This is a genomic window from Agilicoccus flavus (assembly GCF_014857905.1).
Classification (GTDB): Bacteria; Actinomycetota; Actinomycetes; order Actinomycetales; family Dermatophilaceae; genus Agilicoccus; species Agilicoccus flavus.
In genome coordinates this window covers 1-16314 of sequence record NZ_JACYXE010000007.1, presented here as the reverse complement: position 1 = coordinate 16314, position 16314 = coordinate 1, and the positions used below count along the sequence as shown (strand labels likewise).

The 16314-nt window shown below is 73.2% G+C and carries 15 protein-coding genes; 5 read left to right on the top strand and 10 right to left on the bottom strand.

Annotation, left to right across the window (positions count from 1 at the left end; translation table 11 throughout):
• Positions 1-282: 282 nt before the first annotated feature.
• Both ICW24_RS11295 and trpS read right to left on the bottom strand, forming a co-directional pair.
• Complete coding sequence (locus tag ICW24_RS11295) at positions 283-1728, bottom strand: L-lactate permease (RefSeq protein ID WP_226345824.1); 1446 nt, start codon at positions 1726-1728, stop codon at positions 283-285.
• A gap of 115 nt (positions 1729-1843) precedes the next feature.
• Entirely contained in the window at positions 1844-2950 is a 1107-nt protein-coding gene (gene trpS, locus ICW24_RS11290; protein WP_226345823.1) for a tryptophan--tRNA ligase, read from the bottom strand.
• Between the two features lie 267 nt (positions 2951-3217).
• Between trpS and ICW24_RS11285 the strand changes: the two genes are divergently transcribed.
• Positions 3218-3970: a superoxide dismutase family protein gene (locus tag ICW24_RS11285; RefSeq protein ID WP_226345822.1), complete on the top strand. Its 753-nt coding sequence runs from the start codon at positions 3218-3220 to the stop codon at positions 3968-3970.
• Between the two features lie 157 nt (positions 3971-4127).
• On the opposite strand, the gene ICW24_RS11280 is transcribed toward ICW24_RS11285, so the two are convergent.
• Positions 4128-5213: an ROK family protein gene (locus ICW24_RS11280; protein WP_226345821.1), complete on the bottom strand. Its 1086-nt coding sequence runs from the start codon at positions 5211-5213 to the stop codon at positions 4128-4130.
• Positions 5214-5312: 99 nt separating this feature from the next.
• On the opposite strand from ICW24_RS11280, the gene ICW24_RS11275 reads away from it, so the two are divergent.
• Entirely contained in the window at positions 5313-6602 is a 1290-nt protein-coding gene (locus tag ICW24_RS11275; protein ID WP_226345820.1) for a DUF1479 domain-containing protein, read from the top strand.
• 53 nt (positions 6603-6655) lie between these two features.
• On the opposite strand, the gene ICW24_RS11270 is transcribed toward ICW24_RS11275, so the two are convergent.
• Genes ICW24_RS11270 through ICW24_RS11255 form a run of 4 tightly spaced genes read right to left on the bottom strand, consistent with a single transcriptional unit; the run spans position 6656 to position 10722 of the window.
• Positions 6656-7468 (bottom strand): nitrilase-related carbon-nitrogen hydrolase, encoded by an 813-nt coding sequence (locus tag ICW24_RS11270; RefSeq protein ID WP_226345819.1) that lies wholly within the window; start codon positions 7466-7468, stop codon positions 6656-6658.
• Entirely contained in the window at positions 7465-8616 is a 1152-nt protein-coding gene (locus ICW24_RS11265; RefSeq protein ID WP_226345818.1) for a cupin domain-containing protein, read from the bottom strand. The genes ICW24_RS11270 and ICW24_RS11265 overlap by 4 nt, the downstream gene beginning before the upstream one ends.
• Positions 8617-8627: 11 nt before the next feature.
• Positions 8628-9680: a nuclear transport factor 2 family protein gene (locus tag ICW24_RS11260; protein ID WP_226345817.1), complete on the bottom strand. Its 1053-nt coding sequence runs from the start codon at positions 9678-9680 to the stop codon at positions 8628-8630.
• A gap of 43 nt (positions 9681-9723) precedes the next feature.
• Positions 9724-10722: a LacI family DNA-binding transcriptional regulator gene (locus ICW24_RS11255; RefSeq protein ID WP_226345816.1), complete on the bottom strand. Its 999-nt coding sequence runs from the start codon at positions 10720-10722 to the stop codon at positions 9724-9726.
• A gap of 141 nt (positions 10723-10863) precedes the next feature.
• On the opposite strand from ICW24_RS11255, the gene hisD reads away from it, so the two are divergent.
• Genes hisD through ICW24_RS11240 form a run of 3 tightly spaced genes read left to right on the top strand, consistent with a single transcriptional unit; the run spans position 10864 to position 13696 of the window.
• Positions 10864-12189: a histidinol dehydrogenase gene (gene hisD, locus ICW24_RS11250; RefSeq protein ID WP_226345815.1), complete on the top strand. Its 1326-nt coding sequence runs from the start codon at positions 10864-10866 to the stop codon at positions 12187-12189.
• Positions 12186-12941 carry an SDR family NAD(P)-dependent oxidoreductase gene (locus tag ICW24_RS11245; protein ID WP_226345814.1) on the top strand — a complete coding sequence of 252 codons (756 nt, stop codon included), beginning with the start codon at positions 12186-12188 and terminating at the stop codon, positions 12939-12941. The genes hisD and ICW24_RS11245 overlap by 4 nt, the downstream gene beginning before the upstream one ends.
• The gene (locus tag ICW24_RS11240; protein WP_226345813.1) at positions 12938-13696 is read left to right on the top strand and encodes an HpcH/HpaI aldolase family protein; all 759 of its coding nucleotides are present in this window, start codon (positions 12938-12940) and stop codon (positions 13694-13696) included. The genes ICW24_RS11245 and ICW24_RS11240 overlap by 4 nt, the downstream gene beginning before the upstream one ends.
• Before the next feature lie 3 nt (positions 13697-13699).
• Here ICW24_RS11240 and ICW24_RS11235 read toward each other — a convergent pair whose 3' ends face one another.
• The 3 genes from ICW24_RS11235 to ICW24_RS11225 are packed head-to-tail and all read right to left on the bottom strand — an operon-like array spanning position 13700 to position 16206.
• Positions 13700-14449 (bottom strand): alpha/beta fold hydrolase, encoded by a 750-nt coding sequence (locus tag ICW24_RS11235; protein ID WP_226345812.1) that lies wholly within the window; start codon positions 14447-14449, stop codon positions 13700-13702.
• Between the two features lies 1 nt (position 14450).
• Positions 14451-15362 (bottom strand): carbohydrate ABC transporter permease, encoded by a 912-nt coding sequence (locus ICW24_RS19720; protein WP_226345811.1) that lies wholly within the window; start codon positions 15360-15362, stop codon positions 14451-14453.
• Positions 15355-16206, bottom strand: a complete 852-nt coding sequence (locus ICW24_RS11225; protein ID WP_226345810.1) for a carbohydrate ABC transporter permease — start codon at positions 16204-16206, stop codon at positions 15355-15357. The genes ICW24_RS19720 and ICW24_RS11225 overlap by 8 nt, the downstream gene beginning before the upstream one ends.
• Between the last annotated feature and the right edge of the window lie 108 nt (positions 16207-16314).

Below are 16314 nucleotides of genomic sequence, written 5' to 3'. Positions count from 1 at the left end.
TGTGACTGCTGGGTCTGCTGTGACTGCTGCGTCTGCTGGGCGGGGGCGGACGGGGCCTGGGTCGGCTCGCCCGCGGCGGGATCGGCCGGGTCGGTCGGGTCCTGGAGCACGGGTTCGGTGGGCTCGGGAGCGTTGCAATCGGTCATGCGTTCGACACTAGCGGCGGCTCCGCGACGCGGCTCGCCGGGGCCGGCCGCGACCCGGGCCGGGGTCTCGGGCTCGGTCAGGGCGCGGAGGGACCGGGATCGGAAAGCCCGGAACCGGAACGCAGCGACGGCCGGCTCACGCGACGACCGTCACGCACAGCCCGACCACCGCGAGGCCGGCGACGAGCAGCGCCCGGCCCATGAGGCGGCGGCGGTCGAGGGAGCCGCCGGGTTCGTCGGCGAACTGCGCGGCCATCTCGACGCGCGACGGCGAGGCCATGGTCAGCAGGGCCGCGGCGGCGTTCTGCGTCGCGACGATGCGCACGGGGTCGGCGCCGAGCGCGGCCGCGGCGTGGCCCTGGGCGGCGGCGAACATCGAGTTGGCGCCCGCGTTCGAGCCGGTGACGAACCCGCCCGCGGCGCCGACGACCGGGGACAGAGCGAGGTAGGCGGGCCCGAGACCCGCCGCCGCGCGGGCCAGTTCCGCACTCATCCCCGTGTCGGCCATGAGCACCCCGAGCAGGAGGAACGCGCCGGTCGGCACCCCGACCGCGAGCCACATCCGCCACACCCGGCCCGCGACCTCACGGCGGGCCTCCGGCGGGACGGGGATGACGAGGGCCGCCACCACGCACGTGAGCACGAGCCACGTGGCCGGCGAGGAGGCGACCCCCGACCAGGGCGTGGGGCCCGTCGCGCGGACGAGCAGGTCGGAGGCGAGCAGGCCCGCGACGAGGACGCCGTACGGCACGAGCGCCCGCCCCGACCCGGGCATGCCGGGGGCGTCCGGGCCCGGGTCGTCGACCGCCGCGGCCGGGGCGACCACGCCGCCGCGGCGCACCGACGACGCGAAGAGATGGACGGCGACGACGAGCAGCGACCCCAGCACCCCGGCGAGCGGCGTCCCGGCGAGGAGGTTCGCGCCGAGGACGGCGGCCCACAGCAGCACGCCCGAGGCCGCGCCGGCGAGGACGGCCAGGGGCCGGCGGCCACCCGCGACGAGCACCGCCGCCACGCCGGTGACCAGGCAGGGCACGAGGTTGACCCGGGCCGTCGCGACCCCGAGGTCGGTGAGGTCGACGCCGATGAGCCGGGCGGCGATGAGCGTGCCCGGCGCCAGGGCGCCCCAGGGCACGGCCACGAGTCCCATCAGCCCGAGCAGCGCGGCGCGGGAGCGGTCGAGACCGAGGTGACGCAGCAGCGGCACGCCGACCATGACGCCGACGCCGAACCCCGTCACCGACTCGGCGAACGGCACGACCCCGTGGACGACGAGGAGGGCGGCGGCCACGGGCGAGGCGACCCGGGCGCCGACCGCGCGCGCCATCGCCGCCTGCGCTCCCGAGGCCTCGATGATCCGCGCGAGGGCGAGCCCGCCGGCGACGATGACGAGGACCGCCACGAGCGTCGGCGTCCACCCCATGAGGTGGGCCGCCAGCGGCCCCGGGGCGACCGGGAACGCGACCGCGGCCACCGCGACGGTCACCGCCAGCCCCAGCCCCGCGGCCCGACCGGCCGAGACCCCCAGGGCGAGGGCGGCGCACACGAGCAGGATCGGCAGCGCCGCGAGCAGGGCCGTCATGGGCGGATGCTGTCACGCGGGACCGGAGGGGCCGCCGTGGCCGGCCCGGGCGGGCCGACGGAGCGGGGCGGGCCCGGCGGGGGCCCCGACCGACGCCCGCGGTCGGACCGGCCGGTCATGGCGCGGTCGTGTAGTCCATCTGCATCGCGCCGCGCACCTGGTCGAGCGTCTCCTCGGCGATGGCGTTCGCGCGCTCGTTCCCGCGCCGGAGCACGGAGAGCAGGTAGGCGGGGTCGGCGGCGAGCTCGGCCCGGCGGGCGCGCACCGGCGCGAGGTGCTCGTTGATCGCCTCGGTGACGACCTTCTTCAGCGCGCCGCCCCCGCCGTCGCCGATCTGCGCGGCGAGCTCCACCTCGTCGCCGTCCGACGCGAGCGCCGCGAGCGTGAGGAGGTTCGAGACGGCGGGGCGACCCACCGGATCGAACGTGATGTTGCGGTCGGAGTCCGTCACGGCCTTCTTCAGCGCCTTGGCGGTCGCGTCGGCGTCCATGCCGATCTCGATGACGTTGCCGCGGGACTTGCTCATCTTCTCCCCGTCGGTGCCGAGCACGCTCGGGGCCTTCGTGAGGAGCGCCTCCGGCTGCGGGAAGACCGGCGCGTCGAGCCCCCCGCGCCCGTACCGCTCGTCGAAGCGCCGCGCGACGACGCGCGCCTGCTCGAGGTGCGGGAGCTGGTCCTTGCCGACGGGCACGAGGTTGGCCTTGCAGAAGAGGATGTCGGCGGCCTGGTGCACGGGGTAGGTGAGCAGCAGCCCCGACATCGGGCGTCCACCGGTCGCGTCGAACTCGGCCTTGACCGTCGGGTTGCGGCGCAGCTCGGAGTCGGTGACGAGCGACAGGAACGGCAGCATGAGCTGGTTGAGCGCGGGGACCGAGCTGTGCGTGAAGATCGTCGTCGCCTCCGGGTCGAGGCCGGCGGCGAGGTAGTCGGCGAGGAGCGAGAAGACGCGCTCACGGATGGGGCCGACGCCGTCGCGGTCGGTGATGACCTGGTAGTCGGCGACGAGGATGAACGTCTCCACGCCGCGGCGCTGGAGCCGCACCCGGTTGCGCAGGGTCCCGAAGTAGTGCCCGAGGTGGAGGTTGCCGGTGGGCCGGTCCCCCGTGAGCACGCGGAACCGCGACGGGTCCGCGTCGATCTCCGTCTCGATCGCGGCCGAGCGGGCCTGCGTGCGGGCCAGGGAGGCGTCGGAGGTCGAGGAGGCCAGGTCGTCGGTCGTCACGGCCGCAAGGATACGAGACCGGCCGACGCCCCCTGGCCGACGTCGTCGTCGGCGGGCGCCGCCCCGGCCCTCCCCGGCGGTCGTCGCGGGCACCACCCGGGCCTGTCCCACGCGCCCACATCCCCTCGCCGCCGGCCGCCCACGATCCCTGGCGCCGTCTTCCTCTTGCGCCCCGATCGCGGATGGGACAGGTTGGTCCCGTTGTGGATTCGTCCGTTTCGGCGTTCTCACCGGAGGCGCCACGACCGCCGAACAAGGGAGCTCGTCATGGGAACCACCAGCACCGCCGTCGTCCTGCTGGCGATCGCCGCCGCCGTTCCGGCCACCGCGGCGGCACGGAGCGGGGACGCCTCCGCCCCGCTCTCGTCCGCCTCACGCTCCGCGACCGCCGGGTCCGCGGACACCCGCTCCGGCGACGTGGCCTCGCGCGGAGCCGCCGGCAGCCGGGACTCGTCGGCCTCCTCGGGCCCGTCGAGCTCGTCGACGGACTCGTCCTCGTCCTCGTCCTCCTCGTCGACCGCCGCCGCCCCGCGTCGGGCCCGCGCGGTGCTGCACAGCTCGAGCGGGAACCGCGTCGGGACCGTGACCTTCCGCGACTCGGCCGGCGGTGTCCGCGTGACGATCGACGCCCGCTACGTCAAGACCGGGTTCCACGGCTTCCACCTCCACACGACGGGGACGTGCGAGCGGAAGTCGGCCGACCCGAAGGACGCCTCGAAGGTGGGCGCCTTCCTCTCGGCCGGCGGGCACTGGACGAAGGGCTCGCAGGCCCACGCCGCGCACACCGGCGACCTGCCGCCGGTCTACGCCGGGGCGAACAACCGCGTCAGCCTGACGACGTGGACCGACCGGTTCCGCGTCGCCGACCTGTTCGACAAGGACGGCACCGCGGTGATGCTGCACGCGGGCAGCGACAACCTCGCGAACATCCCCGACCGCTACGGCAACGGGCCCGACGCCGAGACGAAGAAGGCCGGTGACGGCGGGTCCCGCGCGGCCTGCGGGGTCGTCCGCCGGTGACCGTGATGTGAATGAGCCCCGCCCGGGTCTCGCCGGGACGAGGTGACGGACGGGACGGTGGCCGGATGAGGCCACGACGCCCCCGCGGCCGCCGCGACCCTGCGTCGTCGCCCCACCGACCCGGCACCTCGCCGACCTGACGCGGTGTCGGCGGCCGCTACTCCCCGGCGACGGGGCCGAGGAGAGCGGCGCGGGCCAGTTCGCGGGCCCGCAGGCGCACCCCCACGAGGGGGGCGTCCTGCACCGTCGCGGCGCGCAGCGGCGCGGGTCGGTGGGTGCGCGATCCCACGGCGTCGGCGAGACCGGCGTCGAGCGCGTCGGGGCCCCACGGCCCGCCGACGACGATCGCCCCCGGGTCGAGCAGGGCGGCACACGAGGCGAGCGCGCCGGCGAGCGGCCCGATCACCGCCGCACGGTCCGCGTCGGGCGAGCCGGCCGCGAGCGCCACGCGGACCCGGTCGACGTCCAGGGTCGTCGTGTCGGGCACGCACAGGCCCAGGTCGGCGAGGGCGTGCAGGAGGGGGGTCGCGGTTCCGGAGGAGTCGGCGACCAGGACGTACCCGATCTCGCCGGCCACGCCGCGGCCCCGGACGACCTCGCCGCCCTCGACCACGGCGGCCCCCAGGCCCGCCCCGAGGTGCACGTAGAGGAACGACGCCGGCGCGCCCGCGGCGAGCTCGGCGCGCGCGGCCCAGTTGACGTCGTTGTCGACGTCCGCACCCTCGCCCACGACGGCGCGCAGGTCGCCGTCGCCGAGGACGAAGGGCGAGCCGGGCAGGTGGACGAGCCGGCCGTCGAGATCGACCGGGTCGGCCACCGCGAGCGCCCGACCGCCGACGGGCCGCCCCACCCGCGCCTCCAACTCCCCCAGCACCGCGGCCAGTTCGCGCGCGAGCCGTTCGACCTCGATCGTCACCCCGACGCGGCGCTCGGCGGCGTGGACGACCCCGCCCGCGGCGTCGACGCACTCGCCGACGATCGACCCGGCCCCGGCGTGCACCGCGAGCGCGAGCCCGGCCGCGCCGGCCACCCGGTAGTAGACGCCGGTGCGACCCCGGCCGCCCTCCTGCCGGCCGGCCTGTTCGAGTACGCCGTCGACGACGAGCCGGCGGACGCTCTCCGAGGCGGTGGGCTTGGACACGCCTGCGGCGGTGGCGATCTCGGCCCGGGTGAGGCGGCCCGCGGTGAGGAGGGCGTCGAGCACGGCCTCGTCGGTCGCGCGGCGCACGAGGTCGACCCCCATCACGGCTCCCTCCGGTTTCTTGGTCAAGGCTCTTTACAAACTAGCAGCCCCCTGCCATGATCTTTCGTAAGGAACCTTTACCAAGAGGAGATGTCACCGATGACGATCCAGGACCAGGCCCGGCCCGCGCTTCCCCACTGGGAGGAGCCCCCCGCCGACCACCCCGCCGCGATCCGCGAGATCAAGCGCGCCCTGCGCGCCCGCATCGAGGCCTCGGGCCGCACCGTCGAGGAGGTGTTCGCCGTCGTCGAGGACCGGATCCGCGAGCGCATCGAGGGAATCCGCGCCGACCGCGCCGCCGGCCGCGACGTGTGGCCCGTCGTCGACTACGCCGACATCGAGGCCGGGACGGTCTCCCCCGAGCTCGTCGAGAAGATCAAGAGCCGCGGCTGCGCAGTGATCCGCGGCCACTTCTCGCGCGAGCAGGCCGTGCAGTGGGACCAGGACATCGTCGACTACGTCGACTCGAACCGGTTCTTCGAGAACTACACCGGCCCCGGCGACGACTTCTTCTCCACCGTCGGCAGCAAGCCCGAGATCTACCCCATCTACTGGAGCTCGGCGCAGATGGAGGCGCGCACGCACCCGCGGATGGCGGCCGTCCAGGGCTTCATGAACTCGATGTGGACGCACGAGTCGGAGGGCCGCTCGTGGTTCGACCCGAACCGCGACAGCCTCTACCCCGACCGCATCCGCCGCCGCCCGCCGGGCGCGACCTCGGGCGGCCTCGGCACCCACCTCGACCCCGGCACGCTCGACCTGTGGATGACGGAGGGCTACCAGAACCACTTCCGCCACCTGTTCGACGGGAACGTCGAGGCGTACGACCCGTGGGACGCGGCCTACCGCACCGAGGCCAACCAGTACCCCGGCTCGACCATGTGCTCGGCGTTCCGCACGTTCCAGGGCTGGACCGCCCTCTCGGACATGGCCCACGACCAGGGCGTGCTGCACACCGTGCCGATCCCCGAGGCCATGGCCTACCTCATGCTCCGCCCGCTGCTCTCCGACGTGCCGGAGGACGAGATGTGCGGCGTCGCGCAGAACAAGACGTTCCCCGTCAACGAGCGGTGGCACCCGCTGCTCACCGAGGCGATCAGCACGATCCCCGACGTGGGCGCCGGCGACTCCGTCTGGTGGCACTGCGACATGATCCACGGCGTCGCGCCGGTGGAGGACCAGCAGGGCTGGGGCAACGTCATGTACATCCCCGCCGCCCCGTGGTGCACGAAGAACGAGGAGTACGCCGACCACGTCCGCAAGGCGTTCCGCGGCGGCGAGTCACCCAGCGACTTCCCCGAGGAGCACTACGAGGCGAACTGGCCGAACCGGTACACCGAGGCCGAGCTCAACGAGATCGGCCGCCGGGGCATGGGTCTGATCGACTGACACCCCCACCGAGAGGACGGGCCCTCGCGCCGCGGCGCGGGGGCCCGTCCTCGTCAGCCCTCGACGTACAGGTCCGGTCGGCGATCGCCGAGGACGTCGTTGCGGGGGCCGATCGACGTGTCGCCCGCCGGCTCGACGTCGGCCGTGACGATCCCGGGCCGCTCCCCGTCGAGGGTGGGCGCGGCGAGCAGGTAGCCGTCGCGGCCGACGACGCAGCTCCCCCCGATCCAGTCGACCCCGCGTTCCCGTCCGGCGCGATCGGCGACGACGATCGGGATCCGATAGGCCCCGGCGGTGGCCTGCGCGCGGAGCAGCTCCAGCGGAGGCTGATCGGCCGGGCGGTCGAGCAGCGGCCAGTTGACCGGCGCGACGACGACGTCGGCGCCCCGCTGCCGGGCCAGCCGGACCCATTCGGGGAACTCGAGGTCGTAGCAGATCATCACCGCCACCCGGCCGAGGCGCGTGTCGACGACGAGCGGGGGGTCGCCGCCCGGCGTGAAGCACCCGGGCTCGTCGCCCCACAGGTGCACCTTGCGGTATACCCCGAGCACCCGCCCGCTCTCGAGCACGACCGCGCTGTTGTACGGACCGCCCGGGGCGGCCTCCGCCCAGCCGGCCACGAGGACGACGTCGAGCTCGCCGGAGAGGTCCGCCAGGGCGCCGACGACGCCGCCGTGGGCCGGCGTCGCGGCGGCCTGCGCCTCCGCGCGAGAAGCGAACACGTATCCGCTGGAGGCGAGCTCGGGGAGGACGACGAGCCGGGCCCCGCCCGCGGCGGCCGCGCGCACGGCGGCGAGGGCGTCGGCCCACGCCCGGTCGGGCGCGTCGATGTCGAGCCGGACCTGGCAGGCGGCGACGCGGATCAATCGTCCTCCGTCGACTGCCGCAGCACCGCGACCGGGGCGAGGTAGTGGTTGGGGTCGAGCGCGAACCCCGCCTCCTGTGCGGCCGCCACGACCTCGGGCGCCCACTCGAGTTCGACCCGGGCGTCGCTCGAGTTGACGACGAGCAGGTGCCCCTTGCCGTCGGGGCCGGCCTCGACGCACCGCATGCTCCGCCACGCCCCGGGCGGCACCGAGAGGGTGTCCTGGTGACCGAGCTCGACGCGGCGCTCGTCGGCGCCGTCGTTGAGCGTGACCTCCCAGCGTCCCGAGTGCACCGTCACGGCCTGCGACTGCGGGTGTCGGTGGCGCAGCACGCCCTCGCCGACCGGCGCCGAGAGCCACGCGAGGTTGAAGCTGTGCGGCTCGTGCAGCCGCGGGACCTGGCGCCGGTTCTCGGTCATGCCGTAGCCGATGACGAGCGCGAGCCGGGCCCGCCCGCCCGGCAGCACCGAGCACAGGAACGGGCGCTCGCTGTACCGCCGGTCGCCCACCGTGGTGATGCGCCCCCGCATCTCCTCCGGGCTGTACGTCGTCAGCTCGTCGATGGACATCTGGTCCATCGGCTTGATGAGCTCGTCGTCGTCGGGCTTGGGCTGCCCGGCGACCGTGTCGACGAGCGTGTTGTCGGCCCGGAGGAAGAGGCCGTGCCCCTCCGCCTCCTTGAGGACGCTCGGGCCCCAGATGATGCCGCCGGTGTCGTCCCGCCCGAGGACGGTGAGCAGGATGCCGTCGTCGACGCCGATGTTGTGGAAGCCGCGGAAGATCCACGTGGGCACGCTGATGACGTCGCCGTCGGTGGACACGTACTCGCCGTCGAAGCCGTCGGTGCCCCACCGGACGCGGAACGTCCCGCCGAAGTTGATGAAGACCTCGGCCGTGTAGTGCAGGTGGAGGCTGTTCGTCGTCCCGTTGGGCAGCCCCGCGGCGCCCAGGTTGAAGCCGTGCAGCTCCTCGAGGTTGATGTGCTGCTCCGAGTTCTGCGACACACCCACCCCAATGAAGGAGTAGTTGTCCTTCCGGTCCGAACCGGGCGTGCGGCAGTCGATGAACGCCGCCTTGCAGGGGACCCAGTCGGAGCGGCGGATCGTCCGTCGGGCCGTCTCGTCCGGGGTGACGGATACGTCGGTCATGTCGCTCTCCATCAGTAGAGGTTGTCGAAGACGAACTCGCGCTCGCCGCGCGTGGCGTCGATCTGGGCGATGAGCCCGACGGTGTCGAAGATGCGGACCTCGCGGACGATCCGTCCGCGGTGGAACTGGAACTGGGACACCCCGAGCAGCTCGATGCGCTCCCCGGTCAACGGGCCGTAGTCGGCGACGCCGGTGTACCGGCCGACCATCTTCCACACGACCGCGACGCGCAGGCCGCCGTACCGCTCGGCGTGGTGGGTCTGGACGTCGCGCACCTCGAACACCGCGTCGGGGAAGGCCTGGATGAGGCGGAGGAAGTCCTCCTGATAGCCGTGCGGACGCACGACGGTGCGGTCGCCCACGGTCGACAGGACGAGGTCGCGCTCGAAGTACTCGCCGACCAGCGAGAGGTTGCGCCGGTTCCAGACGCCGTCGATCATCGCGAGGACGGTCTCGCACTCGGCCCGGTGGTCGTCGGGGCGCGGCCCGGAGTCGCCGCACGCGAGCACGTCCTGAGGCGGGGGCTCGGAGAAGCCGGGGGTGTACCCGACGAACGTCGCGGCCCGGGCCGCCTGCGCCGGGTCGATGCCCATCTGCAGGCAGTGCGCGAGGCTGTCCCGCACCACCCACTCCTCGACCATGCGGCCGCGGCGGTAGAGGCAGTTCGCGATGGTCCGGCTCCGCACCGTCACGAGGCCGGTGGTCGTGGGGATCGGGTCGATGCCGAGGACGAGGTGGGAGCTGAGGAACGCGTCGTCCCCGCGCGCCTCCCAGATGACGTCCTCGGCCTGCCCCACGTGGCTGGGCGTCTGCGCGATCCGCATCATGCTGCCCTGCACGACCTGCTCGACCCCGGTCGCGGTGCCGAGCGGGCCGTGGACGATCGAGTTCGGCTCGTAGTTGTCATAGATGTGCGAGATGTCCCGTTGCACCCAGATGAGGTCGGTCACCTCACGGATGAAGTCGTCCGGGTCGGCGTAAGGCAAGTAGGCGACGTCGCGCAGAGTCATGTTGTCCTCGAGCAGGGGTAATGATCGTCCGCAGTCGAGTGTATGCGTATGCATGGACCGAGGCAATAACGCCCTTCTCTCGATCCGGGTGCCCGGGTCAGGTGGTTCGGGGAGGGGCCAGGGACCCGCGCTCGACGAACCGGGTGGGGAAGGAGTGGTGCTCGACGGGCGCGCCGGGATCCCCGATCCGACGTGCCAGCAGGGTCGCGGCGGTGCTCGCCATGCCCCGTAGGTCGAACGCCACCGTGCTGAGGTCGAAGACGGGCCAGGAGGCCTCGGGCAGGTCGTCGAAGCCGAGGATCGAGACGTCGCCGGGGATGTCCAGCCCCATGTCGGCCGCCCCGTTGAAGGCGCCCAGCGCGACGACGTCGTTGGCGCACACCACGGCCGTCGGCTTGACCGGCGCCTCCCACAGGACGCGCAGGCCCTCCCGCCCGGTGATCGCCTCGAACGGGCCGGTGACCTCGAGAGAGGGGTGGACGGCGAGCCCGTGGGAGGCCAGCGCGCGGCGCAGGGCGGCCGCCCGGGCGAGGCCCGTGCTCGCGTTCGTCGGGCCGAAGATCGCGCCGATCCTCGTGTGGCCCTCCTCGGCCAGCCGGTCGACCATCGCGGAGACGCCGGGAACCGGATCCGACGTGACCCGGTCGGCGTCGACGGCGTCGCCCACCCGGTTGAAGTAGACGAACGGGATGCCCTGATCCCGCAGCCGGACCGGCACGGGCGAGTCGGTCGACGACGTCGCGAGGATGACGCCGTCCAGACCGAGGGCCCGGATCCGCGAGGTCACCGGCCCCCGGTCGTGGTGGTCGGTCATGAGGATGAGCTCGTAACCCAGGTGGCCGAGGGTGTCGTGCACCGGCGCGATGAGGTGGGGGTAGAACTGGTTCTCGAGGTCGGTGACGAGCAGGCCGACCCGGTAGGAGCGGCCCATCGACAGGGCGCGGCCCGTGGCGCTCGGCACGTAGCCCAGCTCGGCGACGGCCCGCTCGACCTTGGCCCGCGTCGCCGCCGACACCCGGGCGTCGCCGCGCAGGGCGCGCGAGACGGTCGGCTGCGACACCCCCGCCAGGCGTGCGACGTCGTGACTGGTCACCATCCGGGGCACCTCTCGCGGCCTGCGTGAACCGAACGGGGGGCCCGCTCCGGCGTCCAGCTTACGACCGCGGGGGGCATGTGTTGACGAACCGGCGTCGACGGACTTTCATGACTACATACGTATGCCGACGAGGGAGTTGACGTGGCCAGGATCCACAAGCAGGGGCGGACCAAGACGTTCGCCGACACGGCGGCGGCCGATGTCCAAGAACGCGTGAGCGGCATCCTAGCGGACGTCCGGACGCGGGGGTCGCAGGCCGTTCGCGAATACTCCGAGACGTTCGACCGGTGGTCGCCGGAGCACTTCCGGCTGTCCCCGGAACGCATCGAGGAGCTCATGGCATCCCTGCCGCAGCAGGTCGTCGACGACATCCGGTACGTCCAGGACCAGGTCCGCGGGTTCGCCCAGGTCCAGCGCGACTCGATGCGCGACGTCGAGGTCGAGACCCTGCCCGGCGTCTTCCTCGGGCACCGGCACGTGCCCGTGACCTCGGCGGGCGCCTACATCCCCGGCGGCCGGTACCCCCTGACCGCCTCCGCGCACATGACGATCAGCACGGCCAAGGTCGCGGGCGTCGAGCGGGTCGTGGCGTGCACGCCGCCCATCCGCGGCGAGATCCCGGCCGCGACGATCGCGGCGATGCACCTGGCCGGCGCCGACGAGATCTACGTCCTCGGCGGCGTCCAGGCGGTGGCGGCGATGGCGCTGGGCACCGACTTCATGGAGCCCGTCCGCTTCATCGCCGGCCCCGGGAACGCCTACGTCGCCGAGGCCAAGCGGCAGCTCTACGGCGAGATCGGCATCGACCTCTTCGCCGGGCCGACCGAGATCCTCATCCTCGCCGACGACGCGGCCGACCCGTTCCTCATCGCGGTCGACCTGCTCAGCCAGGCCGAGCACGGCCCCGACTCCCCCGCCGTGCTCGTCACGACGAGCGACGCGCTGGCCGAGGAGGTCGAGCGCCTCGTCGACGAGATCCTGCCCGGCCTGTCGACGAAGGACATCGCCGGCGACGCCTGGCGTGACTACGGACGCATCGTCATCGCCGACGACATGGACGAGCTGTGGCAGATCGGCGACGAGATCGCCTCCGAGCACGTCCAGGTGTTCACGCGCGAGCCGCGCGAGGCGCTGGAGCGGATGCACGACTACGGCGCCCTCTTCCTCGGCGAGAACACGTGCGTCTCGTACGGCGACAAGGTGATCGGGACGAACCACGTCCTGCCCACCCTGGGCGCGGCCCGGTACACGGGCGGGTTGTGGGTCGGCAAGTACCTCAAGACGTGCACCTACCAGGAGATCCGTGACCCGGGGTCGAGCGGCGAGCTCGGCCGGGTGTGCGGTCGCGCCGCCCGCGTGGAGCTGTTTGAGGGCCACGCCCGCTCGGGCGACGCCCGCGCCGCCCGGCACCTCGGAGACCGCGTCGAGTGGATCGAGGCCGTCACCGGCGAGAAGGCCCCCGCATGAGCCTCACCGGCCGGCGGGCCCTCGTCTCGGGCGCGGGCAACGGCCTCGGGGCGTCGATGGCGCGGCACCTCGCGGCCGCCGGGGCCGACCTCGTCCTCGTCGGGAGGCGGCCCGGGCCGCTCGAGGCGATCGCGGCGGAGCTGCCGGGTGAGCCGCTCGTGCGCACGTGCGACGTCGCCGACGCCGACCAGGTCGACGCGCTCGCGCGGGAGCTCGCCGACGTCCCGGTCGACGTCCTCGTCAACAACGCGGGGGTCGGCGGGCCGGTGGCCCCCATCACCGACATCACGCCCGAGCAGTGGGACGAGGTCTTCGACATCAACGTCCGCGGCGTCTTCCTCATGTGCCGGGCGCTCCTGCCGGGGATGATCGGGCGCGGCGCCGGGGACATCGTCAACATCGCGTCCGTCACCGGGAAGCGGCCGCTGGCGCGGCGCACCCCGTGCGCGGCGTCGAAGATGGCCGTCATCGGCCTCACACGGACGCTCGCCTGGGAGCTCGGCGACTGCGGGGTCCGGGTCAACACGTTGTCGCCCGGGCCCGTGGACGGGGCCCGGATGGACCGGAACTTCCGCGGCGAGGCCGAGCGCACCGGGGTCACCTACGCGCAGGCCCGCGACGCGTTCGTCGGACGGGCGGGCATGGGCCGGATGGTCACCGAGGACGAGGTGGGCGAGGCGCTCGTGGCCATGCTCGGCATCCCCGGCATGACGGGCGCCGACGTCGACCTCTCGGCGGGGATGATCGCGTGAGCCGCCTGCCGCTGGACCTCGCCGCGCGCGTCCGCGCGGGCGAACGCCTCGTGGGCGCGCTCGTGCGTCTTCCGTGCGAGGAGATCGTCGAGATGCTCGCCGTGGCCGGCCACGACTTCGTGCTGCTCGACTGCGAGCACGGCCCGGCCGACGTCACCGTGCTCCGTGCGCACATCGCGCTCGCGCAGGTGCACGGCGTCGAGGTCGTCGTGCGGGTCGGTGAGGGCGAGCGCGCGCTGATCCTGCGCGCCCTCGACGCCGGCGCGTCCGGCATCCTCGCCCCGCACGTCGACACCCCCGAGCAGGCCCGGGACCTCGTCGCGGCCTGCCACTACCCGCCGCTCGGCGAGCGCGGCTTCGCCACGTACGGGCGGGCCGGCGGATACGGGAACGTGTCGGCGGCCGACCACAAGGCCCGGTACGCCCGCGGCACCCTCGTCCTCGCGATGCCCGAGTCGCCCGCCTCCGCGGCGAACGCCGACGCGATCATGGCGGTCGACGGCCTCGACGGCTACATGATCGGGGTGGCCGACCTCGCCGCCTCCAGCGGCCCGGGGGACCCGACCCCGGAGGAGTCCTGCCGGCGCATCCACGCCGCGGGCCGGGCCGGGGGCAAGGCGCGCCTCGACATCGTCGGCTCGCGCGCCAGGGCCGCGGCGGCGCTCGAGGACGGCGCCCAGGTCGTCGTCTACAACCTCACGTCGGTGCTGATGGAGGCGTTCACCGACCTGACCCGGCCGACCGACACCGACTGACACTCACTGACCGCCCTCCGACCGCCCCTCCCTCCGAGCCCCGCCCGGCCGGCCCTCCTCAGGGCGGGCCAGCCAGGCGGTCAGCTCGGCGGCGACCTCCGCCGGCCGCTCCAGGGGCGACAGATGCCCGGCGCCGGGAACGACGGCGAGCCGCGCGCCCGGGACGAGGGCGGCGATCTCCTCGTGCCGGGCGAGCGGGCAGAGCGCGTCGTCCGCGCCGGTGAGCACGAGGGCGGGGACCCCGATCCGGGCCAGCCGCGGCCGTTCGTCGACCCGCGTGAGCTGGAGGCGCAGCTGGTCGGCCAGCCTGGCCGGGCCGACCTCGTCCGCCATGTCGAGGGTCGAGGCCACGAGGCGGGGGTCGGCGGCGGCGCCCGGGCCCAGCAGCAGGGGCAGCAGGCTCCGCTGCACGTCGCGTGGCCGCGTGCCCCCGTCGAGGTCGGCCAGGGCTGCGGTCCAGCCGCCCATCTGGCCCGGCGTCGGTGGCCGGGCGTTGGTGTCGAGCAGGGCCAGGCGTTCGATCCGGCCCGCCGGCAACAGCCGGGCCATCGCCATGGCGACGATGCCGCCGAGCGACAGCCCGGCCAGCGCGAACCGGTCGGGCAGGGTCGCCGCCAGCCGGGCCACCGCGTCGTCGATCGACGTCCCCGGCAGGTGCGGGGCGACGACCTCGACCGGCTCCGGGAGGAGGTCGGCGACCTCCTCCCAGAGCCGGGGCGAGCAGTTCATGCCCGGCAGCAGGACCAGCGGCACGTCAGCCCTTGACGGATCCGGTCGCGAGTCCGGCCACGAGGTACTTCTGCGCCAGGAACGCGGCGGCGACGACCGGCAGGGTGAGCAGCATGGTCGCCGCCCCCGCCTGCTGGAGCATCGGCAGCGTCTGGCCCAGCTGGGTCGCGATGAACACGGGCACCGTCTTCGCGTTGACGTCCGTGAGGATCGCGGCCGTCAGGTACTCCTGGAACGCGAACAGGAACATGAAGATCCCGGCGGTCAGCATGCCCGGACCCATGAGCGGCAGCATGATCCGCCGCAGGGTCTGGAAACGCGTGCAGCCGTCGATCATGGCGGCCTCGTCGAGTTCCTTGGGGATGTCGGCGAAGAAGTTGCGCAGCAGCCAGATGCTGAACGGCTGATTGATCGCGATGAGGGCGGCCGCCATCGCCCACGTCGTGTCGTAGATGCCGAGCTGCTTGCTGATCTCGTACATCGGGAGGACCACCGCCGGCCGGGGCAGCGCCCGGAAGACGAGCGCGAGGATGAGCAGGCCCGCCGAGACCGGCCCCGGGTACCGGGACAGCGCGTAGGCCGCGGGCAGTCCGATCGCCAGCGCCACGGCGGTGCTGATGACGGCGATGATCACCGTGTTGATGAGGTACTTGTAGAAATCGGTGGCGTACCAGAGGTTCTCGAACGACGCGAAGGTCGGCGTGTAGGTCAGCACCGGCGGGTTCGCGAAGGCGACGTCGACCGGCTTGGTCACCGACAGCGCCGTCCAGATGAACGGCAGCAGCGACAGCAGGCAGACGAGGGCGACGATCGTGCCGCGGGACGCCGAGCCCAGGCCGCCGCGGCGGCGGCGGGGACGCGGGCGCCGGGCTCGTCGGGGGTTCGACGTGCCGGGTGCGAGGGCAGGGGCAGCGGCCCCTGTGACGGTGTCAGTCACGACCGCTCGCCTCCCGCAGGATGCCCCGGATCGAGGGGTAGAGCAGGACGAGGATGACGAGGATCGTCAGGACGCTCACCGCACTGCCGAGCCCGAGCTGCGGAGAGCCCTCGCGGAAGGCGATGTTGTAGATGTACAGCATCATCGATTCGTTTCCGATCTGGACCGCTGCCGGCGACAGCGGGATGAGGTTGTCGAAGACGCGGAAGATGTCCATGGTGAGGATGAGCCCCACGAAGCCCATGACGCCGCGGATGCTCGGGATGATGACGTGCCAATGCCGTTGCCAGGCGTTGACCCCGTCGAGATCGGCGGCCTCACGCAGGTCCTCGGACACGCCCTGCAGGCCGGCGAGGATCATGAGCATCGCGAACGGCAGCATCGACCACACGATGTTGGACATGACGAGTAGGCGGTTGGGCCACGCGTCGGTGAACCACAGGATCTCCTGGCCCGTGAGCCGTGAGATCACGAGCGCCGCGGGGCCGCCGAAGTTGGGGTCGAACAGCCACGAATAGGCCGCCGAACCGACGACGTGGGGCAGGACGTACGGGATGAGCATGATGCCGAGCACCAGGGGCCGGGCCCGCCGCAGGCCGTCGACGAAGATCGCGAGGACGTAGGCGAGGACGACGATGACGACGGCCGACACGATGGTCAGCCCGGTGGTGAACCACAACGTGCTGTGGAAACGCGGGTCGCCGAGGGCGAACGCGTAGTTGTCGAAGCCGACGAACGTGCCCGCCTCTCCGTAGTTGACCCGTTCGAGGCTCCATTCGATGGTGCGGTACAGGGGCACCACGAGAAGGCCGAACATGACGATGAGGCTCGGAGGCTTATTCAAGATGCGGTTGCGTAATTGTATAACGCGATGGTTGCGGTAATTGCGTTGGCGAATGTGGCGTAGGGTCGGCGGTAGTCGGTGTGCACGGCGTTCCAGTTCTTGAAGTGG

Bases quoted from the DNA above. Each gene is read 5' to 3' on its own strand.
- ICW24_RS11295 (WP_226345824.1), bottom strand. From the start codon at position 1,728: ATGACGGCCCTGCTCGCGGCGCTGCCGATCCTGCTCGTGTGCGCCGCC.
- ICW24_RS11285 (WP_226345822.1), top strand. From the start codon at position 3,218: ATGGGAACCACCAGCACCGCCGTCGTCCTGCTGGCGATCGCCGCCGCC.
- ICW24_RS11280 (WP_226345821.1), bottom strand. From the start codon at position 5,213: ATGGGGGTCGACCTCGTGCGCCGCGCGACCGACGAGGCCGTGCTCGAC.
- ICW24_RS11275 (WP_226345820.1), top strand. From the start codon at position 5,313: ATGACGATCCAGGACCAGGCCCGGCCCGCGCTTCCCCACTGGGAGGAG.
- ICW24_RS11265 (WP_226345818.1), bottom strand. From the start codon at position 8,616: ATGACCGACGTATCCGTCACCCCGGACGAGACGGCCCGACGGACGATC.
- ICW24_RS11260 (WP_226345817.1), bottom strand. From the start codon at position 9,680: ATGCATACGCATACACTCGACTGCGGACGATCATTACCCCTGCTCGAG.
- ICW24_RS11255 (WP_226345816.1), bottom strand. From the start codon at position 10,722: ATGGTGACCAGTCACGACGTCGCACGCCTGGCGGGGGTGTCGCAGCCG.
- ICW24_RS11245 (WP_226345814.1), top strand. From the start codon at position 12,186: ATGAGCCTCACCGGCCGGCGGGCCCTCGTCTCGGGCGCGGGCAACGGC.